Annotated in this window: 26 protein-coding genes; 20 read left to right on the top strand and 6 right to left on the bottom strand. The window is 62.4% G+C overall.

All coding sequences use genetic code 11. The annotated features are described in order from the left end of the window. The first annotated feature begins 12 nt into the window (after positions 1–12). The 12 genes from ftsW (at position 13) to ACT67G_RS04910 (ending at position 11,579) form a co-directional block, all read left to right on the top strand. Entirely contained in the window at positions 13–1,275 is a 1,263-nt protein-coding gene (gene ftsW / locus ACT67G_RS04965; RefSeq protein ID WP_443663252.1) for a putative lipid II flippase FtsW, read from the top strand. A gap of 22 nt (positions 1,276–1,297) precedes the next feature. Beyond that, positions 1,298–2,443, top strand: coding sequence for an undecaprenyldiphospho-muramoylpentapeptide beta-N-acetylglucosaminyltransferase (gene murG, locus ACT67G_RS04960; protein ID WP_443663251.1), 1,146 nt, complete (start codon positions 1,298–1,300; stop codon positions 2,441–2,443). A 61-nt stretch (positions 2,444–2,504) separates the two neighbouring features. After that, positions 2,505–3,770 carry a UDP-N-acetylglucosamine 1-carboxyvinyltransferase gene (gene murA / locus ACT67G_RS04955; protein WP_443663250.1) on the top strand — a complete coding sequence of 422 codons (1,266 nt, stop codon included), beginning with the start codon at positions 2,505–2,507 and terminating at the stop codon, positions 3,768–3,770. Positions 3,771–3,782: 12 nt separating this feature from the next. Next, positions 3,783–4,541, top strand: a complete 759-nt coding sequence (locus tag ACT67G_RS04950; RefSeq protein WP_325247314.1) for a cell division protein FtsQ/DivIB — start codon at positions 3,783–3,785, stop codon at positions 4,539–4,541. 185 nt (positions 4,542–4,726) lie between these two features. Then, a complete protein-coding gene (ftsZ, locus tag ACT67G_RS04945; RefSeq protein ID WP_326214762.1) occupies positions 4,727–5,848 on the top strand; it encodes a cell division protein FtsZ in 1,122 nt (373 codons plus the stop codon). A gap of 190 nt (positions 5,849–6,038) precedes the next feature. Next, entirely contained in the window at positions 6,039–7,100 is a 1,062-nt protein-coding gene (spoIVB, locus tag ACT67G_RS04940; protein ID WP_443663249.1) for a SpoIVB peptidase, read from the top strand. 283 nt (positions 7,101–7,383) lie between these two features. Further along, positions 7,384–8,151, top strand: coding sequence for a sporulation transcription factor Spo0A (gene spo0A / locus ACT67G_RS04935; RefSeq protein ID WP_443663248.1), 768 nt, complete (start codon positions 7,384–7,386; stop codon positions 8,149–8,151). A gap of 209 nt (positions 8,152–8,360) precedes the next feature. Further along, the gene (locus ACT67G_RS04930; protein WP_325246070.1) at positions 8,361–8,624 is read left to right on the top strand and encodes a TIGR03905 family TSCPD domain-containing protein; all 264 of its coding nucleotides are present in this window, start codon (positions 8,361–8,363) and stop codon (positions 8,622–8,624) included. A 49-nt stretch (positions 8,625–8,673) separates the two neighbouring features. Further along, positions 8,674–9,816: a glycosyltransferase gene (locus ACT67G_RS04925; RefSeq protein WP_326214766.1), complete on the top strand. Its 1,143-nt coding sequence runs from the start codon at positions 8,674–8,676 to the stop codon at positions 9,814–9,816. Between the two features lie 142 nt (positions 9,817–9,958). Continuing rightward, positions 9,959–10,399, top strand: coding sequence for a cell wall hydrolase (locus ACT67G_RS04920; protein WP_325246073.1), 441 nt, complete (start codon positions 9,959–9,961; stop codon positions 10,397–10,399). Between the two features lie 63 nt (positions 10,400–10,462). Further along, positions 10,463–10,996 carry a hypothetical protein gene (locus ACT67G_RS04915; protein ID WP_443663246.1) on the top strand — a complete coding sequence of 178 codons (534 nt, stop codon included), beginning with the start codon at positions 10,463–10,465 and terminating at the stop codon, positions 10,994–10,996. A gap of 70 nt (positions 10,997–11,066) precedes the next feature. Beyond that, positions 11,067–11,579 carry a nitroreductase family protein gene (locus ACT67G_RS04910; RefSeq protein WP_443663245.1) on the top strand — a complete coding sequence of 171 codons (513 nt, stop codon included), beginning with the start codon at positions 11,067–11,069 and terminating at the stop codon, positions 11,577–11,579. A gap of 42 nt (positions 11,580–11,621) precedes the next feature. Here ACT67G_RS04910 and ACT67G_RS04905 read toward each other — a convergent pair whose 3' ends face one another. Further along, positions 11,622–13,007 carry a D-alanyl-D-alanine carboxypeptidase family protein gene (locus tag ACT67G_RS04905; RefSeq protein WP_443663243.1) on the bottom strand — a complete coding sequence of 462 codons (1,386 nt, stop codon included), beginning with the start codon at positions 13,005–13,007 and terminating at the stop codon, positions 11,622–11,624. A gap of 144 nt (positions 13,008–13,151) precedes the next feature. On the opposite strand from ACT67G_RS04905, the gene ACT67G_RS04900 reads away from it, so the two are divergent. From ACT67G_RS04900 to ACT67G_RS04885, 4 genes are read left to right on the top strand one after another with little or no spacing between them, the layout of a single operon-like run. After that, entirely contained in the window at positions 13,152–13,505 is a 354-nt protein-coding gene (locus ACT67G_RS04900; protein ID WP_443663241.1) for a ComEA family DNA-binding protein, read from the top strand. A 29-nt stretch (positions 13,506–13,534) separates the two neighbouring features. Continuing rightward, complete coding sequence (locus tag ACT67G_RS04895) at positions 13,535–14,212, top strand: response regulator transcription factor (RefSeq protein ID WP_325246083.1); 678 nt, start codon at positions 13,535–13,537, stop codon at positions 14,210–14,212. Between the two features lie 10 nt (positions 14,213–14,222). Continuing rightward, positions 14,223–15,626 (top strand): sensor histidine kinase, encoded by a 1,404-nt coding sequence (locus ACT67G_RS04890; RefSeq protein ID WP_325246085.1) that lies wholly within the window; start codon positions 14,223–14,225, stop codon positions 15,624–15,626. After that, positions 15,623–16,519 carry a GerMN domain-containing protein gene (locus tag ACT67G_RS04885; RefSeq protein ID WP_326214778.1) on the top strand — a complete coding sequence of 299 codons (897 nt, stop codon included), beginning with the start codon at positions 15,623–15,625 and terminating at the stop codon, positions 16,517–16,519. The genes ACT67G_RS04890 and ACT67G_RS04885 overlap by 4 nt, the downstream gene beginning before the upstream one ends. A 56-nt stretch (positions 16,520–16,575) precedes the next feature. Here the strand turns inward: ACT67G_RS04885 and ACT67G_RS04880 are convergent, their stop codons facing one another. Then, the gene (locus ACT67G_RS04880) at positions 16,576–17,097 is read right to left on the bottom strand and encodes a spore maturation protein (protein WP_443663238.1); all 522 of its coding nucleotides are present in this window, start codon (positions 17,095–17,097) and stop codon (positions 16,576–16,578) included. Then, positions 17,094–17,678: a nucleoside recognition domain-containing protein gene (locus tag ACT67G_RS04875; protein WP_325247364.1), complete on the bottom strand. Its 585-nt coding sequence runs from the start codon at positions 17,676–17,678 to the stop codon at positions 17,094–17,096. Before ACT67G_RS04875 ends, ACT67G_RS04880 begins: the two co-directional genes overlap by 4 nt. Positions 17,679–17,888: 210 nt before the next feature. Between ACT67G_RS04875 and ACT67G_RS04870 the strand changes: the two genes are divergently transcribed. Further along, complete coding sequence (locus ACT67G_RS04870; RefSeq protein ID WP_325247363.1) at positions 17,889–18,131, top strand: AbrB/MazE/SpoVT family DNA-binding domain-containing protein; 243 nt, start codon at positions 17,889–17,891, stop codon at positions 18,129–18,131. A 134-nt stretch (positions 18,132–18,265) separates the two neighbouring features. On the opposite strand, the gene rsmI is transcribed toward ACT67G_RS04870, so the two are convergent. The 3 genes from rsmI to ACT67G_RS04855 all read right to left on the bottom strand — a co-directional run bounded on the left by rsmI (position 18,266) and on the right by ACT67G_RS04855 (position 20,165). Beyond that, positions 18,266–19,096 (bottom strand): 16S rRNA (cytidine(1402)-2'-O)-methyltransferase, encoded by an 831-nt coding sequence (rsmI, locus tag ACT67G_RS04865; protein ID WP_443663237.1) that lies wholly within the window; start codon positions 19,094–19,096, stop codon positions 18,266–18,268. Further along, on the bottom strand, positions 19,093–19,827 hold the full coding sequence (locus tag ACT67G_RS04860; protein ID WP_326214784.1) for a tRNA1(Val) (adenine(37)-N6)-methyltransferase: 735 nt from the start codon (positions 19,825–19,827) through the stop codon (positions 19,093–19,095). Before ACT67G_RS04860 ends, rsmI begins: the two co-directional genes overlap by 4 nt. Positions 19,828–19,991: 164 nt before the next feature. After that, entirely contained in the window at positions 19,992–20,165 is a 174-nt protein-coding gene (locus tag ACT67G_RS04855; protein ID WP_295585718.1) for a DUF362 domain-containing protein, read from the bottom strand. 272 nt (positions 20,166–20,437) lie between these two features. Between ACT67G_RS04855 and ACT67G_RS04850 the strand changes: the two genes are divergently transcribed. The 3 genes from ACT67G_RS04850 to ACT67G_RS04840 all read left to right on the top strand — a co-directional run. Further along, positions 20,438–20,890, top strand: coding sequence for a CtsR family transcriptional regulator (locus ACT67G_RS04850; protein WP_325247360.1), 453 nt, complete (start codon positions 20,438–20,440; stop codon positions 20,888–20,890). A gap of 57 nt (positions 20,891–20,947) precedes the next feature. Beyond that, positions 20,948–21,463: a UvrB/UvrC motif-containing protein gene (locus ACT67G_RS04845; protein WP_325247359.1), complete on the top strand. Its 516-nt coding sequence runs from the start codon at positions 20,948–20,950 to the stop codon at positions 21,461–21,463. Between the two features lie 34 nt (positions 21,464–21,497). After that, positions 21,498–22,736 (top strand): Clp protease N-terminal domain-containing protein (locus tag ACT67G_RS04840; RefSeq protein ID WP_443663234.1); only part of this gene is annotated, 1,239 nt, incomplete at its 3' end.

The raw sequence follows: 22,736 nt of genomic DNA, 5'->3' as shown, positions 1-22,736 counted from the left end.
GAGGGAGCAGATATGACCAGGACGACACCCGCCAACCGGCGCCGCCCGGCACAGCAAAGACCCGCGTCCCAGCGGCCCCGCCGGCGTCCCCTGTCCCGGGAGGAAGCCCTGGAGCGCCAGCGCCGCCGGGACCACCAGCGGGAGATGGAGCAGCAGAGCCGGGAACTGGCAAAAGGCCCCGTGGATCTGCCCTTTTTGCTGCTGGTGCTGCTGCTGACGGCCATCGGCCTTGTGATGCTGCTCTCCGCCAGTTTCCCCTCCGCCTACTATGAGACCGACGACCCCACCCACTACTTCACCCGCCAAGGGGTCTTTGCCATCATGGGTGTGGCGGCCATGCTCTTTATCGGCAAGATCAACTACCAGCGCTTCCGGGCCCTGGCAAAGCCCGCCCTCTTTGTGACGGTGGTGCTGCTGGCCCTGGTATTGATCCCCGGCATTGGCCTGGTGCGCAACAACGCCCGGCGCTGGCTGGGCGTCGGCGAGCTTTTGACCTTCCAGCCTTCGGAGATCGCCAAGGTGGCCATCGTGCTGTATTTCGCCGACAGTATCTCCAAGAAGAAGGATAAGATGCACACCTTCCGCTACGGTATTTTGCCCTACGCCCTGCTGCTGATGCTGGTGGGCGGACTGGTGCTGCTGGAGCCCCACCTCTCCGGTGCCATCCTGATCATGGGCGCCGGTGCCGTCATCATGCTGGTGGGCGGCATCAACTGGGCCTGGGTGGGCGGCGCCCTGGGGGCAGCGGCGGCCATGATGTATTTCGTGCTGTTCGTGATTGGATACAACGCTTCCCGCATCACCTACTGGCTGGATCCCTGGGAGGATGCCCAGGGATCCGGTTACCAGCTCTCCCAGAGCCTCCTCTCCATCGGTTCAGGAGGCCTTCTGGGGGTGGGCCTGGGCAAGAGCCGCCAGAAGTTCATGTTTTTGCCGGAGGAGCACAACGACTTCATCTTCGCCATCGTCTGCGAGGAGCTGGGCCTCATCGGCGCCGGCATCATCATGCTGCTCTTTGCGGCGCTGATCCTCCGGGGCTACTGGATCGCCCTCCACGCCCGGGACCGCTTCGGCAGCCTCATGGTGGTGGGTATCATCACCCTCATTGCACTGCAGACCTTCTTGAACATCGGCGTGGTGACGGGCCTTCTGCCCACCACCGGTATCTCACTGCCGTTTTTCAGCTACGGCGGCACGGCCCTTTCCATGCAGCTGGCGGAAATGGGCATCGTGCTGTCGGTGTCGCGGCAGATGCGGCCCACCAAGGCCGGATAGCGCCGGGAAAGGAACGGGAGACATGGCAACATTGGAGAGAAATCCACACCGCTGGATCTTTACCTGCGGCGGCACGGCGGGGCATGTGAACCCCGCCATCGCCCTGGCCCAGCTTCTGGGGGAGCGGGATCCGGAGGCGGAGTTTTTGTTCGTGGGAGCGGAGCGGGGCCTGGAAAAGGACCTGGTGCCCAAGGCGGGTTACCCCTTTGAGACGGTCCATATTTCCAGCTTCCACCGCTCCATGCGTCCGGCGGAGATCCGGCATAACTTCATTTCCGCGGCCAATCTGGTGCGGGCCCCTCACGAGGCCCGGGCCATTTTGAAGGAATTTCAGCCCCGGGCCGTCATCGGTACCGGCGGCTACGCCAGCTACCCGATGGTGAAGGCGGCGGCCAAGGCCGGGATCCCCACGGCGGTCCACGAGTCCAACATGGTCCCCGGCCTCACCACCAGGATGCTGGAACCCTACGCAAACCGGGTCATGGTGGGCTTTGAGGCCTGCCGGGCCTTTTACCGCCACCCGGACAAGGTCATCGTCACCGGTACGCCGGTGCGGGAGGACTTCTTCCAGCTCACCAAAGAGGAGGCCAAGCGCAAGCTGGGCCTGGACGACGGCCGGCCTCTCATCGTCTCCTTCTGGGGCTCTTTGGGGGCCTCCGGCATGAACCGGCAGATGGCGGATTTCCTGGCGCTGGAGGCGGCGGGGGAGCCCTTCCACCACATCCACGCCGCCGGAGCCTCCGGTTATGAAATGATGCGGCAGCTGCTGGCGGAAAAGGGGGTGGATCTTGCCGCCCATCCGGCCTTGGAGATGCGGGAGTATATCTACGACATGGCCCCGGTGATGCGGGCGGCGGATCTGGTGATCTGCCGGGCGGGGGCCTCCACCATCAGCGAGCTGACGGCCCTGGGCGTCCCGGCACTGATGGTGCCCTCTCCCTACGTCACCAATAACCACCAGGAGAAAAACGCCCGGGTGCTGGAGCAGGCGGGGGGCGCCGCCGTGGTGCTGGAGGCGGATTCCTCCGGCCAGGAGCTCTTCCGGATCGCCTGCGGCATCCTCCATGACGAAACCCGGCGATCTTCCATGGAAACAGCCATGGCCTCCCTGGGGATCCGGGACGCGGCGGAGCGGATTTTGCAGCTGATCCTGGAGATCTCCGGGTAACCACACGCCTTTTCCCTCCATAGGATGGACTGTTGAACCATTCTTGCGTGGAGGGATCGTTATGAGCGAGCTATTGATCACCGGCGGCCGCCCCCTGGGGGGGGAGGTTCCCATCCAGGGAGCCAAGAACAGCGTGCTGCCCATCCTGGCGGCCACACTGCTGGCAAGAGGCCAGGTGGTGCTGGAGGGCTGCCCCCGGCTGCGGGATGTGGACGCCTCCATTGCCATCTTGCGGTACTTAGGCTGCATCGCCCGGTGGGAGGGGGACAGTCTGGTGGTGGACACCGCCTCCATGGACGGGTGTGCCATCTCCGAGGAGCTGATGCGCCGGATGCGCTCCTCCGCCATTTTTCTGGGAGCCGTTCTGGGCCGGTGGGGCCGGGCGGAGCTCAGCTACCCAGGCGGCTGCGAGCTGGGCCCCCGGCCCATCGACCTGCACTTGCAGGGCCTCAGGCAGCTGGGGGCGGCCATCCGGGAGGAGGGGGGCTTCCTCCACTGTACGGCGCCCCGGCTGCGGGGAAGCGAGATCGTGCTGGGCCTGCCCTCCGTGGGGGCCACGGAGAATCTGATGCTGGCGGGCTGCGCCGCAGAGGGTACCACCGTCATCTCCAACGCCGCCCGGGAGCCGGAGATCGAGGATCTGCAGAACTTCCTCAACGCCTGCGGCGCCCGGGTCCGGGGAGCGGGCAGCTCCACTGTGCGGGTGGAGGGGGGCGCGCCCATGCACGGGTGTACTTACCGATGCATGCCTGACCGCATCGTAGCGGCTACTTATCTCTGCGCGGCGGGAGCTGCCGGAGGAGAGGTGTACCTGCGCCGGGCCCGGGAAGACCACCTGGCCACCCTCACCGACCTTCTGCGCCAGGCGGGCTGCACCGTCACGGCAGACGGCGGAGGAATCGCCTGCCGCTGCCGGGGACGGCTGGGAGGCGTTGGGCCTGTGCGCACGGCACCCTATCCCGGCTTCCCCACCGACGCCCAGGCGGTGCTGATGGCCGCGCTGCTGCGCTGCCGGGGCGTGAGCGTATTTGAAGAGCGGATCTTTGAGAGCCGCTACCGCCATGTGGATGAGATGGCCCGCATGGGCGCCCGGATCCGGGTGTCGGGCCCCACGGCGGTGGTCTTCGGCACGCCGGTGCTCCACGGGGCCTCCGTGCGGTCCACGGACCTGCGGGGCGGTGCGGCGCTGTGCGTGGCGGCCCTGGGGGCGGAAGGTGTCACCCGGGTGGGAGCTCTCCACCACATTGACCGGGGCTATGAGGATATCGCCCGGGACCTGCGGGCACTGGGAGCGGACGTGATCCGCCAGGAAACAGACGAGAATTAGGAGTAGACGATCATGGCAAGACGCAGACATTCCGGACGTCGCAGAAGAGGGAGCCTCAGCTTCCTCTATAAGCTGCTGTCCATGCTGGTGATCTGCGGTGCCATCGTGGCGGCCCTGACCCTCTTTTTCCGGGTGAACACCGTGGTGGTGTCAGGGCAGCAGCGCTATACCCAGCAGCAGATTCTGGACGCCTCCGGCATCCAGACCGGCGACAATCTGTTTTTGCTCAATAAGTACGACGTGGCCAACCAGATCATCGGGGAGCTGCCCTATATCGAGACCATCCGCATCAATCGCAAGCTGCCGGACACGCTGCTGGTGGAGGTACAGGAGTGCTCCGCTGTGCTGGCGGTGGTGCAGGAGAATAACGCCTGGCTGGTGAGCCCCACCGGCAAGATCGTGGACCGCAAGGCCGCCGCCGCTGCCGACCAGTATCCCATCATCGACGGCTGCACCCTGCTCTCCCCCTCCGTGGGGAGCTCCCTGGCTTTGGGGACGGAGTACGCCAGAAAGCAGGAGAGTCTGCTCTCGCTGCTGGGCCAGCTGGATCAGGAGGGGCTGATGGACCAGGTGGACGCCGTGCATCTGGGGGAGGCGGATGTCCTGACCATGGACTACGCCGGACGCTTCCAGGTGGAGATGCACTACCACACCGACTATAGCCGGGACATCCGGGCTCTGCTCAAGACCATCGAAAAACTGGAGACCAACGAGACGGGCACCATCGAGCTGACCTGGGACGACGGCAGCGTGCATTTTATCGGAAATTGACGGACGGGGGCGCTTCCCCTGAGGGGCGGGGAGATTCTTTGTAAAAAACCCGTGGAAAACCCGCCGGAGCCCTTGACCGTGACGGAAAAGTGTCATACAATAAACTAAATCCGCAACCACAGCATCTTGCGAAATTTCAGGGGCGGCGGCGCCCCTTTGCACAAATGATAGTAGGAGGCACCACTATGGCATTTGGATTGGAGACCGGTCCCGATACCGTTGTCAATATTAAAGTCATCGGCGTGGGCGGCGGCGGCAACAACGTCGTCAACCGCATGGTTCGCTCTGGGACCAAGGGCGTGGAGTTTGTGGCGGTGAATACCGACAAGCAGGCGCTGAACGTGTCCAGCGCCACTTATAAGATCCAGATCGGTGAAAAGCTTACCCACGGACAGGGCGCCGGCTCCGATCCCGAGGTGGGCCGCAAGTCCGCCGAGGAGAGCCGCAACCAGATCGCCAAGGCCCTGGAGGATACCGATATGGTGTTCATCACCGCCGGCATGGGCGGCGGCACCGGCACCGGCGGCGCGCCCATTGTGGCGGAGATCGCCAAGGAAATGGATATCCTCACGGTGGCTGTGGTCACCAAGCCCTTCGGCTTTGAGGGCCGCCGCCGCATGCAGCAGGCGGAGGCCGGCATCGCCGAGCTCAAGGACAAGGTGGACTCCCTGGTCATCATCCCCAATGAGCGCCTCAAGCACGCCACCGATCAGAAGATCACCTTTGCCAATGCCTTTGAGATTGCCGACGATGTGCTGCGCCAGGCGGTGCAGTCCATCTCCGACCTGATCCGGGACACCGGCTTCATCAACCTGGACTTTGCCGACGTTACCGCCATCATGAAAAACGCCGGCATGGCCCACATGGGCGTGGGCCGGGCCGCCGGCAAGGGCAAGGCCGAGGAGGCCGCCCGCATGGCCATCTCCAGCCCGCTGCTGGAGACCTCCATCGAGGGAGCCAAGGGCGTCCTCATCAACGTCACCGGCTCCATGGACATCGGATTGGAGGAAGTGGAGCAGGCTGCCTCCCTGGTGCAGGCGGCGGTACATCCCGATGCCCTCACCATCTTCGGCGCCACCTTCGACGAGACCATGGACGACGAGATCCGGGTCACCGTTATTGCCACCGGCTTCGACAAGACACCCGCTTCCACTACCCTGCCCAAGGCAGGCGGCGAGCAGGCACAGCAGGGCCACGGTTCCGCCGTGCCGGAGCCCGTGCCCCTGGATGCCGAGGAGGTCAAGCCCCAGGAGGCGGAGGATGACCCCTTTGAGGAGATCTTCAAGATCTTCAACAAGCGCGATTAAAAATTTTTGGAAGACCCCGCGGGTTTTTACCTGCGGGGTCTTTTGCATGCCCCAAACCTGGCCATCCGCCAGAGACTGCCATGGGTTCGCTGGAGGTTTTTGCATGGGTGGAACGGCGCCTTTCCGCAGAGGATAATCACGCCGGCACGTGAGAGCGACTGCCGGCTGTTATTTGGAAAGGGGTGGTTCCATGTATGAAATTTTTCAAAAAGCGCGGGGACTGCTGCGGGGCGGCGCGGCAGTCCTTCTGGCCCTGGCGCTGTGCGCCTCCATGCCGGCCCGTGCGGCCGACGTGAGCGCGGACGCCGGGCAATCCGCTTCCACAAAGATGTTGGTTCCGGTGGGCCACACGGTGGGCATTAAATTGTTTTCCAGAGGCGTTCTGGTGGTGAAGCTCACTGAGGGGGATACCCCTGCCCGAGACTGCGGCTTGCAGACCGGAGACGTCATTGTCCGCTGCGGCGGCGTGGGCGTGGAGTCCACGGAGCAGTTCCAGTCCCTGCTGCAGGGGAACCAGGATGCGTCCACAGACCTGCAGGTGCGCCGGGACGGACAGAATCTAACGCTTTCGGTGGCGCCGGAACAGAATGAACAGGGCGCTTACGCCATCGGTGCCTGGATCCGAGACTCCATGGCGGGCATCGGCACCGTCACCTTCTACGATCCCGAGACCGGGGCTTTCGGCGCCCTGGGCCACGGCATCACCGATACGGATACAGCCCTTCTGATGCCCTTTGCCTCCGGCTCTGTGCTGCCCTCCACGGTAAAAGCGGTGAATCCCGGTACCGTGGGCCAGGCGGGCGAACTGCGGGGGGACTTTGACCTGACCTGCGAGCTGGGCCAGCTCAGCGCCAATACCACCGCCGGCATCTTCGGCACCATGGCCGCCGGCGGGGAGCTGGAGGAGCTGGGAGAGCCCATGCCGGTGGCGTCTCCTGACGAGGTGCAGACCGGCGCTGCCACAATTCTTGCCAATGTGGAGGGGGATCAGGTGAAGGAATACGACATCGAGATCCTCAAGCTGCTAGATAACGGGGACGGCCGGGAAATGCTGATCTCCGTCACCGACCCGGAGCTACTGGAGATCACCGGCGGCATCGTCCAGGGCATGTCCGGCAGCCCCATTCTGCAAAACGGAAAATTTGTGGGCGCTGTGACCCATGTTTTGCTGAACGATCCTACCAAAGGATATGGAATTTTCCTTGAAACTATGCTCTCCGCCGGCGGTTTGACCGGTAATCCGGCGGCATAAGAGGCGGACACCTGGGAACATTTGTTCCCAGGTGTCCATAAATTTGACATTTTTTTCGGATAAATATGTGATAAAAACGGTTACAATACAGAAAAAGACGGATAAATCAAGAAATATGTCGAATGATTTTTGGAATTAATTTACAGTTTCCCGTTGCAAAGGCTGTCCGTTTATGGTAATTTATAGAAAACGTGATTTGAAGCTTCATGAATCCGTCGCAATGGGGGATGGTGCATGTTCCCCCGTCAGTCAATCTTAAAATCTTGGAAAAGGATAGGAAGATATGGACAACAGGAAACGGGTATTTCTGGCAGATGCCAATGAGGAATTTCGTACGATGCTGCAGGAGGCCATCGACGGGGACGAGGCGTTTACCGTCATAGGCGCCGTGGGGGACGGCGCGGAGGCCCTGCGCAGGATCCGGCAGGAAAAACCGGACCTGGTGGTGATGGATACCGTGCTTCCCGGGCTGGACGGCCTGGGGATCATGAAGGAGCTGGAGCTTCGGGAGGGGCAGCCGCCCCAGGTGCTGCTGCTCTCCGCCTTCTGCAACGAGCGGGTGGTGGCGGAGGCCCGGGATCTGGGCGCGTATTACTTCCTCACCAAGCCCTGCACGGCGGAGGCCCTGCTGGAGCGGATGCACGCGGCGGTGGGCCGGGCGCCGGAGCCGGTTCAGTCCCCCGCGGAGCTGAAAAATCTGGTGACGTCCATCATTCATGAGATCGGCGTGCCCGCCCATATCAAGGGCTATCAGTACCTGCGGGAGGCCATCATCATCACCGTGGGCAATATGGAGGTCATCAACGCTGTGACCAAGGTCCTCTATCCGGAGGTGGCCAAGCGCTTCGGCACCACACCCTCCAGGGTGGAGCGGGCCATCCGCCACGCCATCGAAGTGGCCTGGGACCGGGGTGACCTGGAGACGCTGCAGAAGTTCTTCGGCTATACCGTCTCCAACGCCAAGGGCAAGCCCACCAACTCCGAATTCATCGCCATGATCGCCGACCGGCTGGTGCTGGAGCAGCGGATGCAGTCCGGGCGCCAGGCCTGAGATGGAGACTGGTTAAGATCCTGTTAGTTTCAAGCGCCGGGCAAAACCGGCGCTTGCCTTTTTTGACGGAACATGGTATTCTAAAATACTGAAATTGACCCGGCGCCGGGGCTGCCCCCCGGGAGCCGGTATGGTTGCGGGCGTGCCGAAAGCTCTTCGGCACGCTGCTTTTCGGCCTGGAAGTTTACAGAAAAAAGGAGAAGAATACCATGGTATATACATTCCGTCCCCAGGGGGTCTGCTCTCAGGAAATGCAGGTAGATGTGGACGAGCAGGGCATCATCCGCAAGCTGGACGTGCTGGGAGGCTGCAGCGGCAACCTCCAGGGCATTGCCACGCTGGTGCAGGGGATGCCCGCCCAGGAGGCCATCCGCCGCCTCAAGGGGATCCGCTGCGGCTTCAAGGCCACCTCCTGCCCGGATCAGTTCGCCCGGGGACTGGAGAAGGCCCTGGAACAGGAGGCCCGGAGCTGAAGGCTCCGGATGCAAGCGCTGCAAAGAGAGGGAGAGGCGGTTTGATCCTATGAAGATCGTGTTGGTCATCGACCAGTTTGACGACGCCAATAACGGCACTACCATCAGCGCCCGGCGGTTTGCCCAGGCACTCCAGGCCCACGGCAACCAGGTGCGGGTCATTGCTACGGGAAAGCCTGCGGACTATAAATACGCCGTGCGCCAGATGAAGTTTTTCCCCATTGTGGAGCACCTCATCACCAGCCAGGGCATGCGCCTGGCCATCCCCAACCGCCATGTTTTTGAAAAGGCGGCAGCCTGGGCGGACGTGGTGCACTTCATGATGCCCTCCCCCCTGGGGGTCATGGGCCTCAAGCATGTGGAAAAGCTGGGCATTCCCCACACGGCGGCTTTCCACTGCCAGCCGGAGAACATCACCTTCACCCTGCACCTGGGCAACAGCCGCCGGGTCAACGACTTCGTTTATAACCGCTTCCGGGACAGCTTTTTCAACCGCTTCACCCACATCCACTGCCCCAGCAACATGATCGCCCAGCAGCTGCGCGACCACGGCTACACCGCCCAGCTCCATGTGATCTCCAACGGCATCAGCCCGGAGTATTTCTATGAAAAGCGCCCCAAGGAGCCGTGGATGGAGGGCTTTTTCAACGTGCTGATGGTGGGCCGGTACGCCGGGGAAAAGCGCCAGGACGTCCTCATCGAGGCGGCGGCCAAGTGCCGCCACGCCAAGGAGATCCAGGTGATCCTCCCGGGCAAGGGACCCCTGGAGAAGAAGTACCGCCGCCTGGCGGAGAAGCTCCCCAACCCCATCGTCATGGACTTTTTCGAGCCCAAGCGGCTCATAGAGCTCTTGCACATGGCGGATCTGTATGTCCACACCTCCGACGCGGAGATCGAGGCCATGAGCTGTATGGAGGCCTTTGCCTGCGGTCTGGTGCCGGTGATCGCCGACTCGCCCCGCTCCGCCACCCCCCAGTTTGCCCTGGATGAGCGGAGCCTCTTCCCGGCCGGGGACAGCGACGCCCTGGCGGAGCGCATCGACTACTGGATCGAACATCCCCAGGAGCGGGTGGAGATGGAACACCGCTATGCTGACCACGCCGACCAGTACAGCCTGGAAAACTCCATCCTCCAGACGGAGGAGATGTTCCGCCAGGCCATTGCCGAGCAGCGTGGAACCGCAAAGGAATAAGTGCCCAAGAGGCCGCCGGAATCATCCGGCGGCCTCTTTTTGCGCCTTTTGGAATTGTGGCCGGGCACACCGGCGCCGCCGGGTGCATAAACTGGAGTGCGTGTTGGTATCAGGAGCCGCCGCAAAGGAGTGATGACCGAATATGGCATATTCCGACAGGGAGCTGCTGGCCCGCCTCATCGAGTGCGAGGCGGGAGGAGAGGGCGAAAACGGAATGAAGGCGGTGGCGGGAGTGGTGATGAACCGCGTCAACGCGGTGGGCGGCGAGTATGCCCGGGTGGGCAAGGGCAGCATCCGCAACATCATCTTCCAGCCGGGACAGTTCGTCTGTGCCAGCGAAACGGAAAACGGGGTCTACAACCCCCAGAATATTTACAATATGCGCCCGGAGCAGATCCATTATGACATAGCAGACTGGGCCATTGCCGGAAACCGCCTGCCGGACGTGGCGGAGTCCCTTTGGTTCTACAACCCCTTCGGTCCCCAGTGCCGCTCCCAGTTCCCCTCAGGCGTGGGCTACTGGCAGACCCGCATCGGGGACCACTGCTTCTACAATCCCACGGATGCCTACTACAAAACCTGAGAGGGCGTCCGGGCCGGAGTATCCGGATCATTTTGGCGCCAGTTGGGCGCAAGGAGGGTTTTTATGTTTCAGTTTCAGCAAGACCGTACCAGCCGTTCCGATGCCGTTCCCGCCTCTGGGCAGGCCGCTCCGGTGACTGCCCCCATGGAACCCATGACACACAGCGCGGTTCCCGACTGGAGCCGGGAGATCAGCATGCCCCGGACGGCGGGGCGAAGCAGCGGAGTCCGGGGCACCTCGCAGCTCAGCGGCGGACAGCTGGATATGCACAACCGCCTGCCGGCGGAGGTAGTGGAGTCCCCCACCACGGTGTCCGAGGCCTATAAGGGCTCACTCAATGCCATGCTCTCCCAAAATATCGGTACCTACATTGTGGCCACTTTCCTGGTGGGGACCCAGAGCATGGTGTCCTGGGAGGGAATCCTCTACGAGGTGGGCAACAACTACCTTACCATCTACCAAGAGGGCCGGGACCGCTACATCGTGGCGGACATCTACTCCCTGAAGTTCATGGAATTCTACGATGTGGAGCGGCGCAAACTCTGCGAGGCCATTTTGCAGGACGGCAACTGGCAGGGCAGCACGTCTCAGGGCTGAGGGGGATTGCGCTCACTGGCAGGTTGTGGTACAATCCGGGGGTAATCAAACAAGAAAGAAGGAGAACCCCATGGAGTTTGCACAACTGTCCGCGGAGCGGTATTCTCTGCGCAAATTCAGCGACCGCCCCGTGGAGGCGGAGAAAATCACCGCCGTTCTGGAGGCCGGACGCGAAGCCCCCACTGCCCACAACAACCAGCCCCAGCGCTTTTTCGTGATCCAGAGCCCCGAGGCCCTGGAAAAGGCGGATGCCTGCATGGGCAGCCACTTCCATCCCCCGGTGATCCTGGCGGTGGCCTATGCCCCCGCTGCTGCCTGGGTTCGGGAGGGCGACGGCAAGAACCACGGTGAGATCGACGCTGCTATCGCCGCCACCCAGATGATGCTTCAGGCGGCGGATCTGGGCCTGGGTACCACCTATGTGGGAATGTTCGACCCGGAGAAGCTGAAAGCGGCTTTCCCGGAGATGGCGGGCCTGGAGCCCATCGCCCTGCTGCCTATGGGCTACCCGGCGGAAGGCGCTCATCCCTCCCGCCTCCACACAGACCGCAAGCCCCTCTCTGAGCTGGTATGCTATCTGTGAGAAAAAACGAGACCGTCCCAACCGGACGGTCTCGTTTTTTGGTTATCTTCTGCGGCGGCCCCGGTAGGAGCTGCGGCCCCGCCCGCTGACGCTGCGGCCGTAGCGATAGCGGCGGCGGCCCACCGTCAGCTTCCAGAGCACCAGTGCCGCAATGAGCACCACCAGCACCACCAGTGCGATCCGCACGGCGGTGCCGCTGAAAAAGACCTGCATATCCCGCAGGAAAGTCAGAAAGCCGGAGGCCTCCACATCGTTGAGGGCCAGCAGATCCACGGTGGCATAGACCTGGTCGTTATAGCTGAGGGTCAGCGTACCCAGCACATCACCGGCGGACACAGGGGCTTCCACGGGATTGGCGGTGAGCTCCACGGTGCGGGTGAGATCTGCCGGATCCAGCCCGTTGGGCATCAGGACTTCCACTTCCTCCGCCGGACGCACGGCCACATGGTCGATCTTGGAGAGGGTCACCGCCACCTCCTTGGGGAATTCGTTCTCATCCAGCACGGTCTTGTAGGTGAAGTTTTTGAAGCCCCAGTTGAACATCCGGGTGGTCTCGGAGAAGCTGCGCACATCGCCTACGCCGTTTACCTCCACCCGCTCGGCTCCCAGGATGACGCTGATGAAGGAGAGGCTGCCCCGCTGGGCGGAGGAGACCAGGCAGTAGCCGGCCTCGTCGGTGGAGCCGGTCTTGATGCCGTGGGCCTCGGTGTTGCGGTAGCCGATGACCCGCCAGTTGGAGAGCAGGTAGTTGGTGGTGTACAGAGTCCGCTCCTCGCTCATGTTGGTGGCGGGGATGGTGACCTGGGCGGTGTCGCAGATGGTCATGAACTCCGGGTATTCCATGGCGGCCTTGGTGATGAGGTACAGATCCCAGGCGGAGGTGTAGTGCTGGGGATCGTGGAGGCCGTTGGCGTTGGCAAAGTGGGTGTTCTCACAGCCCAGCTCCTCCGCCTTGGCGTTCATCTTGTCCACGAAGGCATCCACGGATCCGGCCACCGCCTCCGCCAGGATGTTGCAGGCCTCGTTGGCGGAGACCACCAGCATACAGTAGAGCAGGTTCTCCACCGTCATGGTCTCTCCGGCCTTGATGCCGGCGGTGCTGCCGTAAGCGGAGAGGCCGGACATGGCGGACTGCGTGGCGGTGATGGGCTGGTCCAGGGTGAGATCCCCCTTGTCCACCGCCTCCAGCACCAGCAGGGCGGTCATGATCTTGGTAAGACTGGCGGGATAGAGTTCCTTGTGCTCATCCTTGGCATAGACCACGGCGCCGGTTTTGGCATCCACCAGCAGCGCGGCCTTGGCCAGGATATTGGGATCCTCCAGGGTAAAGGGATCCTCTTCCTCCTCCGCTGCCGCAGCGAAGGGGACGGCGGTGCCCATCAAAATCAAAACAGCCAAAAAAACGGAAAGAAAGCCCTTGAATTTCATATCTATCTCCTGCAATTTATGCTATAATCCAAAGTAATCTGAACTTGTAGGAAAAGGGGAGCCGGCAAAATCTTCGACCGGCTTCGACGGATTCCAGTATATCAAAAAAACACAGGGAGTTCAACCGTGAGGGAAAAGACAAATGTGACAAAAGCGGAAAAATTGCTGCTGGGGATCACGGCGGTGTTTTTGTGCGTCCTGGCGGGGCTGTATGTCTACGACACACGGTCCGCCGGGGAGGAGGACACCGTGGCTGTCACCACGGAGGCGGAGGTGCCTCAGGAGGATCTGACGCCGGACTTCACGCCGCTGGACCTCAACACCGCTACCGCAGCCGAACTGACGGAGCTGCCCGGCATCGGGGAGAAGCTGGCGGAGCGGATCGTGGCATACCGGGAGGCCAACGGCCCCTTTACCTCCGTAGAGGAGATCATGGAGGTGGACGGCATCGGCGAGGGAAAATTTGCCGACCTGGAGGGCCGCATCACGGTGAATTGATTGAAAAAACGGAAAGGATGGGCACTGCCTTGAAAATATTGGTTGTTGACGACGAGAAGCTGTTGGTAAAGGGAATGAAGTTCAACCTGGAGAATGAGGGCTATCAGGTGGAGTGCGCCTATGACGGCGCCGCCGCCGTGGAGCTGGCCCGCAGTGACCGGTTCGACCTCATCATTCTGGACGTGATGATGCCGGAGGTGGACGGGCTGGAGGCCTGTATGCGCATCCGGGAGTTTTCCAACGTGCCCATCATCATGCTCACCGCCAAAAGCGAGGACGCCGACAAGCTCATGGGCTTTGAGTGCGGAGCGGACGATTATATCACAAAGCCCTTCAATATCCTGGAGCTCAAGGCCCGGGTGCGGGCGCTGCTGCGCCGGGCCGCCGGGGTCCAGCGCAGCCAGGGGGCGCTGCTGACGGTGGGGGATCTCACCCTCAACACCGAGGAGCGGGTGGCCATCCGGGACGGCCGGACCGTGGATCTCACGGCCAAGGAGTACGACCTCATCGAGCTTTTGATGCGCAATCCCCGCCGGGTGTACAGCCGTGAGAACCTGATGAACGTGGTGTGGGGTTATTCCTATGGCGGAGATTACCGGACGGTGGATGTCCACATCCGCCGCCTGCGTGAGAAGCTGGAGCGCAATCCGGCGGAGCCGGAGCACATTATGACCAAGTGGGGAGTGGGGTACTATTTCAAGGGATAAGCGGGGATTTTTGGACAGCCTCCGGGTAAAGTTCTGCCTGAGCTACATTCTCATCATCACGGCGGTGCTGGTGCTGCTCAACACCTATCCGCTGCTGGTGTCCCAGGACCTGGTGTTCCGCTCCAAGGAGACCACCCTCCAGTCCAGCGTCTCGGTGATGGTGAACTCCCTGTCGGGACTGAACCGGCTGACGGAGGAGAACGTGACGGAGGCTTTGGCGGTGGTGGAGGAGACGGGGCTTTCCCGTATCCTGGTGACGGACGGTGCCGGACGGGTTCTCTACGACACCCGGGAGACCGGCTCCGCCGTGGGGGAGTTTGCCGTCTATACGGAGATCGTTCAGGCCCTTTTGGGCAACGACGCCTTCAGCTGCAGCTACGGGGACGGTGCTTTCCGCAGCCGGGCATCCTCCCCGGTACTCTATCAAAACCAGATCATCGGTTCTGTGTACGCCTACGAGTACGATACGGAGCAGGCGGCGCTGCTGGAGGGGCTCCAGAGCAACCTCCTGCGGCTCTCCGCCGTGGTGGGGATCGCGGTGCTGCTTTTGAGCTTCTGGCTCTCCCAGGCCCTGACGGGGAAGCTGGGGCAGCTGCTGGTGGCCATCCGCAAGGTGCGGGAGGGCGCTTACAGCCACCGCACGGAGATCGGCGGCCACGACGAGATCGCCCAGTTGGGCGAGGAGTTCAACAGCCTGGCTGACCGCCTCCAGACCACGGAGGATGCCCGGCGGCGCTTTGTCTCCGATGCCTCCCATGAGCTGAAAACGCCTCTGGCGGCCATCCGGCTGCTGACGGATTCCATTTTGCAGACGGACAACATCGATCCCGCCACCACCCGGGAGTTCGTGGCGGACATCGGCCAGGAGGCGGAGCGCCTCTCCCGCATCACGGAGGATCTGCTGCGCCTGACCAGGCTGGACAGCGGCGTACTGGAGCCGGCCCAGCCCACGGATGTGCGGCCGGTTCTGGAGCAAGTGATGCGGATGATGGATCTGGTGGCCAAGGAGAAGGGCGTGACCCTCACCTGCAGGGCCCAGGAGGGCTGTATGGCGGCTGCCACGCCCGACGAGATCCACCAGGTGATCTACAATCTCACTGACAACGCCGTCAAATATACCGGCCGGGGCGGCACCGTCCAGGTGTCTTTGCTGCGCCAGGGCCCCCGGGCACTGCTGCGGGTGGAGGACAACGGCCCCGGCATCCCGGAGGAGGATCTGCCCCGGGTGTTCCAGCGGTTCTACCGGGTGGACAAGGCCCGCTCCCGGGCTGCCGGAGGCACGGGATTGGGGTTGTCCATCGTCAGTGACACGGTGAAGCGCCGGGGTGGACAGGTAGTGGCCGCCAACCGCCCGGAGGGCGGCGCGGTGTTTACCGTCAGCTGGCCGCTGCCGGAAGGGGGGAGTGAAGCATGAAACGGGTCCTGGCAGGACTGCTGATTTTGGTGCTGCTGGCCTCCGGCTGTGCCTACGCCGCCGTCACCGGACAGGAGGAGGCGGCCTATCTGCTCTATTTCCGGGAGGCGGATCTGGCCAACGCCCCGGGAGGCGACGCCCTGCGGGCGGAGACCGTCTATCTGGATGAGGAGGAACAGCAGGGGGTGGCGCAGGTGGCCCAAGCCCTGATGGAAGAGCTGCTGGCGGGGCCGGTGGATGAGACGCTGGTGAACACCATCCCCGCGGGGACTACCCTGCTGAGCCTGGAACTGGACGGCGCCCGGGCACTGGTGGATCTCTCGTCTGCATACAGCACCCTCTCCGGGGTGGAGCTGACACTGGCGGACTACGCCATTGCTCTGACGCTGACGCAGCTGCCGGAGATTGCCTCCGTCAGCATCATGGTGCGGGGCAAGGAGCTGGCCTATCGAACCACCCAGCGCTTCTCTCCACGGGACGTACTGCTGTCCAGTACGGAGGACGTGGTGGGCACGGTAGAGGCCCATCTGTACTTCCGGGACAGCCGGGGCAATCTGACGGCAGAGGAGCGTACACTGGAGCTCTACGAGGGCGACACCCAGGTGGCGGCGGTGCTCCAGGGACTGGAGGAGGGCCCGCGGGACCGGTCCTTGCTGCCTGTGATCCCGGAGGGCTTCCGGGCAAAATCCGTCTGGCTGGAGGAGGATGTGTGCTATGTGAACCTCTCCGCCGCCCTGCTGGCGGAACTGCCGGAGGAGACCGAGATGGCGCCCGTGGTGCGGGCCATGGCCCTCTCCCTGAAGTCTCTGGATACGGTGGGAGAGGTGCGCTTCCTGGTGGACGGGGAGTACGCCGCCCGGTACGCCGACGCGGTGATAGCCGACCCCTATTGAAGCACCTCAGCGGAAACGGTCCATGGAGCGGAAGCCATGCTTCCGCTCCATGTTTTTTATGTTCCGAAAAACAGCCGCACTGCCAAAGCGGAGGCCACAAAGCCCGTAAGATCTGCTGTCAGGGCCGCGGGAATGGTGTGGCGGGTCCGCTGGATGCCGGCGGAGCCGTAGTAGACGGCGATGGTGTAAAAGGTGGTTTCAGTGCTGCCCAGCATCACCGCCGCCACCCGGCCGATATAGCTGTCCGGGCCGTAGGAGGTCATCAGATCACTGCCCACCGCCAGTGCGCCGCCGCCGGAGACAGGGCGGATGAGCATCAGCGGCGCGGTCTCCGGCGGGATCCCCAGAGCCTCCAGGACCGGGGCGAATACGCCAGACAGGGCGTCCATGGCGCCGGAGGCCCGGAACATGGCCACAGCCGTCAGCAGTCCCACCAGATTGGGGATGATGTGTACCAGCACCGTCAGTCCTTCCTCGGCACCGTGGGTCAGGGCGGAGTAGACGTTCACCCGCTTGCCCATGCCCCAGACGGCCACCAGGGCCAGCAGCAGCGGGATCACCAGAGCGCTGACGTTCATCGCCGCCACCTCCCCAGGGCACTGAACAGGCGGGCGGCGGTGAGCCCTGCCGCCACGGACAGCGCCGACGAGAGCCACACCGCCGGCAGGATATCCAGGGGGGCGGCGGATCCGGCGGCCGCCCGAACCGAGGCGATGGTGGCCGGCAGTAGCTGGATGGAGGCGGTGTTGAGCACCACCAGCAGACACAGCTCGTCGCTGGCAACGCCGCTGCAGTCCCGGGACATCCGGCGGGCAGCCTGGATGCCCAGGGGCGTGGCCGCATTGCCCAGTCCCAGCAGGTTGGCCGAGACGTTGGCGGACAGGGCGGAGAGCGTCTCCGGATCCCGGCTGGCCTCGGGCATCAGCCGGCGCAAAATGGGCCGAAAGGCCCGTGAGAGCCCCTGGGACAATCCGCAGGCGTTCATGATCTCCATGACACCGCTCCACAGGCACATGACGCCGGCCATGGAGACGCTTAGCTCCACGGCGGAATTGGCGCCCTCCATGGCCGCGTTGGAAACATTTTCAAGGTTTCCGGTGGCCAGTCCGAAAATCAGGGATAAGACCACCATGCCCGCCCAAACCCAGGCCATTGCCATCGTAATCACTCCTTCTGAAATCCTGGATAGATATTTACTTGCTTTTTTACTGTAAATCGAGGACGATTTGTACTTTTCTGGCGAAAAAAGTCGATTAGATATGCAAATGTGAATTTAGTTTTAACTTTTCAAATAGTAATTGACAAATAATAACAGGCTGTGATATTGTCAGTACGCTGGCAAGAATCAAGGCGGAAAAGGAGAAAGAACGTGAAATCTACGGGAATCGTAAGGAAAGTGGACGAACTGGGGCGCATCGTTCTGCCCATCGAGATGCGCCGTACCCTGGACATTGCGGAGAAGGACGCACTGGAAATTTATGTGGAAGGCTCGTCTGTCATTCTGAAAAAGTATAAACCCAGTTGCATTTTCTGTGACAGTACAAAGGATATCACGGTATTTAAAGGAAAGAACGTTTGCCCGAAGTGCCTGCGGGAGCTGAAAAATCTTTGATCGCGAGATCATGGGAGCCATGCCCGCTGTGCACGTTTGTTGCCAACATGAAGCAGCACCCCGGCTGCCAGGCAGTATGATCCATACTGCCGAGGCGGACGGGGTGCTGTTTGTTTTTTATGGGGCGGGGGAGTTCAGCGGTTGAGCGCGGCGGTGTAGAGCTCGTTTTTGGAAAGGCCCGTGTGCTCCGCCACCTCCCGGGCGGCGTCCTTGAGGCGCATCCCCAGCTCCCGCAGGGCCAGCACCTGCTCCACACCTTCCTCCAACGTCACGGCGGCGCCGGTTTCCTGCTGGGCACCTGCCACCACCAGGACAAACTCCCCCTTGGGGGGATTGGCGGCGTAATAGTCCGCAGCCTCGCCCAGGGTGGTGCGGCGGGTTTCCTCGTGGAGCTTCGTCAGCTCCCGGCAAAGGGCGATCTGCCGGTCCGGGCCGAAGGTGTCTCGCAGGTCCGCCAGGGTGGCGGCAAGCTTGTGGGGAGCTTCGTGGAAGATCATGGTGCGTCGTTCCCCCCGGAGACTGTCCAGATGCTCCCGACGGCTTTTTTTGTTGACGGTGAGGAATCCCTCAAAGGTAAAGCGTCCGGTGGGCAGGCCGCTGACGGCCAGGGCGTTCACCGCCGCGCAGCAGCCGGGGATGGAGAGCACCGTCACGCCGTTTTCCGCGCACAGCCGCACTAGATCCTCCCCGGGATCCGACACAGCGGGGGTGCCCGCGTCCGTCACCAGGGCGCAGGATTCCCCCGCCAGCAGCCGGGCGAGGATGGCCTGTCCGGCGGAGACGTGGTTGTGCTCGTGGTAGCTGACCAGAGGCTTTTTGATGTTGAAGTGGTTCAAGAGCTTGATGGACACCCGGGTGTCCTCCGCGGCGATGAAATCCGCATTTTCCAGGGTCTCCACGGCTCTGGGGGAGAAGTCTCCCAGATTGCCGATGGGGGTGGCCACCAGATAGAGTGTGCCGCTCATGGCATGTCCTCCTCAGTCCGAAAGTAAATGGCGTCCAGCTCCGCCGTGGGGCTCCCGTCCTCCCGGCACAGCACCAGGGGAGATGGGATCTCCAGACCCGGCCTGCCGCCCCGGCGTCCTTCCAGAAGAAAGAGGGAGGGGGCCGTGCCCGGCCGGGGACAGACGAAGCGCAGACGCTTGGGCTCCAGGGTCGCGCCCCGCAGGGCGCACAGGAGATCCGTCAGCCGCTCCGGCTTGTGAACCACGCAGAAGCTGCCGCCCCAGCGCAGCAGGTACGCTGCGGCGGCGCACACATCCTCCGCCGTGCAGGTGAGCTCCGCCCGGGCGGTGCGCAGGGAGGGCCGGGCAGACAGCTTTCCTCCCTGGGGGGCGTAGTAGGGCGGGTTGCAGATCACCAGGTCGAAAGCTCCGGCAGGGAGCAGGGCGCGGATCTGCCGCAGATCTCCGCAGGCCACCCGCATCTGCTTTGTCAGGCCGTTTTCCGCCGCTGCCCGCCGGGCCAGAGCCGCGGCATGTTCATCCAGTTCCACGCCCGTGACGTCCAGCCCCTGCTGGCGCTGGAGCAGCAGCAGGCTCAAAAGCCCCGAGCCGCAGCCCAGGTCGCACACCCGCATCCCGGCCTTGAGCCGGGGCAGGGCGGACAGCAGAAAGCTGTCGGTACCCGGTGGAAAGACGGCCTCGTCATAGACAAAGCGGTATCCGCCGGGGCTGATGGACTCCCAGTGCTCCATGGCGTGCTCCTTCCGTGGAAAAGTGCCGTGGAGATCCGCGGCACGGTTTACGCAACTTATTATAGTCAAAAAGGGAAAGAGCCGCAAGGCTCATTTCCTCCGCCGGAAAACAAAAAAGCGCCGCAAGCAAAGAGCTTGCGGTGCTTTTATGTATCCCTTTTAGATTATTCCTCGGGGACGATGGCGCCGTTGGGGCAAGTGTCGCAGCAAGAACCGCAGTCCAGGCAAGCGGCAGCGTCGATGACGTACTGATCATCGCCCTGGCTGATGGCACCAGCGGGGCAAACGTCGGCGCAGGAGCCGCAGCTCACGCAGGCAGAAGTGATCTTGTAGGCCATTGGAAACACCTCCATAAGATTTTGTGACTTTCATTTTATCATACTATTCCAAAAAAGCAAGGGAATCTGTTAAAAACTTATCGGAGATTTTACCCAGCAAGCGGAATGGACGTCGTTCACAATTTATTTTCAAATTGGTCAAAGAAAGTCAAATTTTACCCCTTGACATTTGATCAAAGGGTGGTATACTAACGTCAGAAACAAAGATCAAAGAAAGTCAAAGTCAAAGCTGAAAGACTTTGGCGAGGCTTTTGGAAAGGGATGGTCAAAACGTGGGAATTTCAGATTTGATTGCCAGCTTCCTCCAGGAGAGCCTGGACGAGGCGGAAGACGGTGTGCTGGAAGTTCAGCGCAGCGATCTGGCCCAACGCTTTAACTGCGTACCCAGTCAGATCAATTACGTGATGTCCACCCGGTTTTCCCCGGAGCGGGGATACATTGTGGAAAGCCGCCGGGGCGGTAACGGATACATCCGGATCACGCGGGTCCGGGTAGACCGGCAGACGCTTTTGATGCACGTCATCAACTCCCTGGGGGAGCGGATGGACCTGCCCTCTGCCCGGGCGATCCTCAGCAATCTGGTACAGGCCGGAGCGCTGGAGGAGAACGCCGGACGGGCGATCCTGGCCGCTGTGGGCGACAAGGCTTTGGCCCAGGTGCCCCGGGAGAGCCGGGACGCGGTGCGCGCGGACATCCTGCGCCAGGTGCTGATCTTGCAGGTTTAGTCCTGCGGAGCACCTTCTAAGTTGTAAACAATATCTCTCATATAGGAGGAATACATTATGAAATGCGAAAATTGTGGCAAGAATGAGGTAACGTTTGTTTACCAGAGCAATATCAACGGACAGATCACGGAGAAGCACCTTTGCAGCGAGTGCGCCCAGAAGCTGGGCTATACCCAGCAGGTGGCAGCCCGCAGTCAGCGGATGATGCAGAATTTCTTCGGCGGAAACAGCTTCTTCGGAGGCAGCTTCCTCGATGACTTCTTCTCTCCCATGCCCAGTCTCTTCGGTCGGATGAACCGGTTGCTGGAGGACCCCTTCGACGACTTCTTCGCCGATATGCCGGCCCTCAGCGCAGCGCCCGTGCAGACCCAGGAGGCTCAGACGCAGGAGAAGAAGGATGATCTGGTGGGCAAAGAGGAGCAGGGACGCTTCGCCCGGATGCGTCAGCTCAACGCTTTGCGCATGGAGATGAAGAAGGCCGTTCACCAGGAGAACTTCGAGCGGGCCGCGGAGCTGCGGGATCAGATCCGGCAGCTGGAAGCGGAGCGCAAGGAAAACAAGGAAGACAAGTAACAGGGCTTTCCCACAGAAAGGAAGGTAACGATTTATGAATGAAAACAGATTTACGCCCGGAGCCGAAGAGGCTCTGCGGCTTTCCCAGGAAGCAGCCGGGGAGCTGGGCCATGGTTACGTGGGCACCGAGCACCTGCTGCTGGGATTGATGCGTGAAAACGAGGGTGTGGCCCACGAGGTGCTGACCGAAGAGGGCCTCACCGATGAGATGATCGTGGAGATCATCAAAAAGAGCGTGGGCGCCGGGCTGCCCGGCGGCAACCCCGCTCAGGGCCTGACCCCCAGAGCCAAGCGCGTGGTGGAGATCGCCATGGAGGACTCCGTCCGGGGCGGGTGCAACTTCGTGGGTACTGAACACCTGCTGGCAGGCATTTTGCGGGAGGGCAACAACATGGCCGTCCGCATCCTGCGTACCGCCGGTGTGGATGCCCGTAAGCTCTACACCGCCCTCATGACCAAACTCTCCCAGGCACCTCAGAACAGCCGTTCTTCCTCTTCCGGCGGCGCCAAATCCGCCTCCCGGGACGACGGCAAGAACAAGACCCTCCAGGAGTTCACCCGTGATCTGACGGCAGATGCCCGGGCAGGCAAGCTGGATCCGGTCATCGGCCGTGATCAGGAGATCCAGCGGGTGATCCAGATCCTCTCCCGCCGTACCAAGAACAACCCCTGCCTCATCGGCGAACCCGGTGTCGGCAAGACGGCCATCGCCGAGGGCCTGGCCCGGAAGATCGCCATGGGCGACGTGCCCGACGATCTGCTGGATAAGCGCATCCTCTCCCTGGACCTTTCCGGCATGGTGGCCGGCACCAAGTACCGTGGCGAGTTTGAGGAGCGTATCAAGAAGACCCTGGAGGAAGTGAAGAAGTCCGGCAACGTGATCCTCTTCATCGATGAGCTGCACACCATCGTGGGCGCCGGCTCCGCCGAGGGCGCCGTGGATGCCGCCAACATCATCAAGCCCGCTCTGGGCCGCGGTGAGATCCGCGTTATCGGCGCAACGACCCTCAACGAGTACCGCAAGTATATCGAAAAGGACGCCGCCCTGGAGCGCCGGTTCCAGCCGGTGCAGGTGGGTGAACCCAGCAAGGAGGCTACCCTGGAGATCCTCAAGGGCCTGCGGGAGAAGTACGAGACCCACCATAAGCTCCAGATTACCGATGAGGCCCTGGAGGCTGCTGTGTCCCTTTCTTCCCGGTATATCAACGACCGTTTCCTGCCCGACAAGGCCATCGACCTGATGGACGAGGCCGCCAGCCGGGTGCGGATGGAG

It is taken from the genome of Dysosmobacter sp. (assembly GCF_052306735.1).
Lineage (GTDB): Bacteria > Bacillota > Clostridia > Oscillospirales > Oscillospiraceae > Oscillibacter.
This window is presented reverse-complemented; position numbering and strand designations above follow the sequence as displayed.

What these genes read in the sequence shown, in the direction of transcription:
- ACT67G_RS04860 (WP_326214784.1), bottom strand. Translation starts at nt 19,827, where the DNA reads ATGGAGCACTGGGAGTCCATCAGCCCCGGCGGATACCGCTTTGTCTAT.
- ACT67G_RS04950 (WP_325247314.1), top strand. Translation starts at nt 3,783, where the DNA reads ATGGCAAGACGCAGACATTCCGGACGTCGCAGAAGAGGGAGCCTCAGC.
- ftsW (WP_443663252.1), top strand. Translation starts at nt 13, where the DNA reads ATGACCAGGACGACACCCGCCAACCGGCGCCGCCCGGCACAGCAAAGA.
- murA (WP_443663250.1), top strand. Translation starts at nt 2,505, where the DNA reads ATGAGCGAGCTATTGATCACCGGCGGCCGCCCCCTGGGGGGGGAGGTT.
- spo0A (WP_443663248.1), top strand. Translation starts at nt 7,384, where the DNA reads ATGGACAACAGGAAACGGGTATTTCTGGCAGATGCCAATGAGGAATTT.
- ACT67G_RS04875 (WP_325247364.1), bottom strand. Translation starts at nt 17,678, where the DNA reads ATGGCAATGGCCTGGGTTTGGGCGGGCATGGTGGTCTTATCCCTGATT.
- ACT67G_RS04915 (WP_443663246.1), top strand. Translation starts at nt 10,463, where the DNA reads ATGTTTCAGTTTCAGCAAGACCGTACCAGCCGTTCCGATGCCGTTCCC.
- ACT67G_RS04920 (WP_325246073.1), top strand. Translation starts at nt 9,959, where the DNA reads ATGGCATATTCCGACAGGGAGCTGCTGGCCCGCCTCATCGAGTGCGAG.
- murG (WP_443663251.1), top strand. Translation starts at nt 1,298, where the DNA reads ATGGCAACATTGGAGAGAAATCCACACCGCTGGATCTTTACCTGCGGC.
- ACT67G_RS04905 (WP_443663243.1), bottom strand. Translation starts at nt 13,007, where the DNA reads ATGAAATTCAAGGGCTTTCTTTCCGTTTTTTTGGCTGTTTTGATTTTG.
- ACT67G_RS04855 (WP_295585718.1), bottom strand. Translation starts at nt 20,165, where the DNA reads ATGGCCTACAAGATCACTTCTGCCTGCGTGAGCTGCGGCTCCTGCGCC.
- rsmI (WP_443663237.1), bottom strand. Translation starts at nt 19,096, where the DNA reads ATGAGCGGCACACTCTATCTGGTGGCCACCCCCATCGGCAATCTGGGA.
- ACT67G_RS04845 (WP_325247359.1), top strand. Translation starts at nt 20,948, where the DNA reads ATGAAATGCGAAAATTGTGGCAAGAATGAGGTAACGTTTGTTTACCAG.
- ACT67G_RS04910 (WP_443663245.1), top strand. Translation starts at nt 11,067, where the DNA reads ATGGAGTTTGCACAACTGTCCGCGGAGCGGTATTCTCTGCGCAAATTC.
- ftsZ (WP_326214762.1), top strand. Translation starts at nt 4,727, where the DNA reads ATGGCATTTGGATTGGAGACCGGTCCCGATACCGTTGTCAATATTAAA.
- ACT67G_RS04930 (WP_325246070.1), top strand. Translation starts at nt 8,361, where the DNA reads ATGGTATATACATTCCGTCCCCAGGGGGTCTGCTCTCAGGAAATGCAG.
- spoIVB (WP_443663249.1), top strand. Translation starts at nt 6,039, where the DNA reads ATGTATGAAATTTTTCAAAAAGCGCGGGGACTGCTGCGGGGCGGCGCG.
- ACT67G_RS04925 (WP_326214766.1), top strand. Translation starts at nt 8,674, where the DNA reads ATGAAGATCGTGTTGGTCATCGACCAGTTTGACGACGCCAATAACGGC.
- ACT67G_RS04880 (WP_443663238.1), bottom strand. Translation starts at nt 17,097, where the DNA reads ATGAACGTCAGCGCTCTGGTGATCCCGCTGCTGCTGGCCCTGGTGGCC.
- ACT67G_RS04885 (WP_326214778.1), top strand. Translation starts at nt 15,623, where the DNA reads ATGAAACGGGTCCTGGCAGGACTGCTGATTTTGGTGCTGCTGGCCTCC.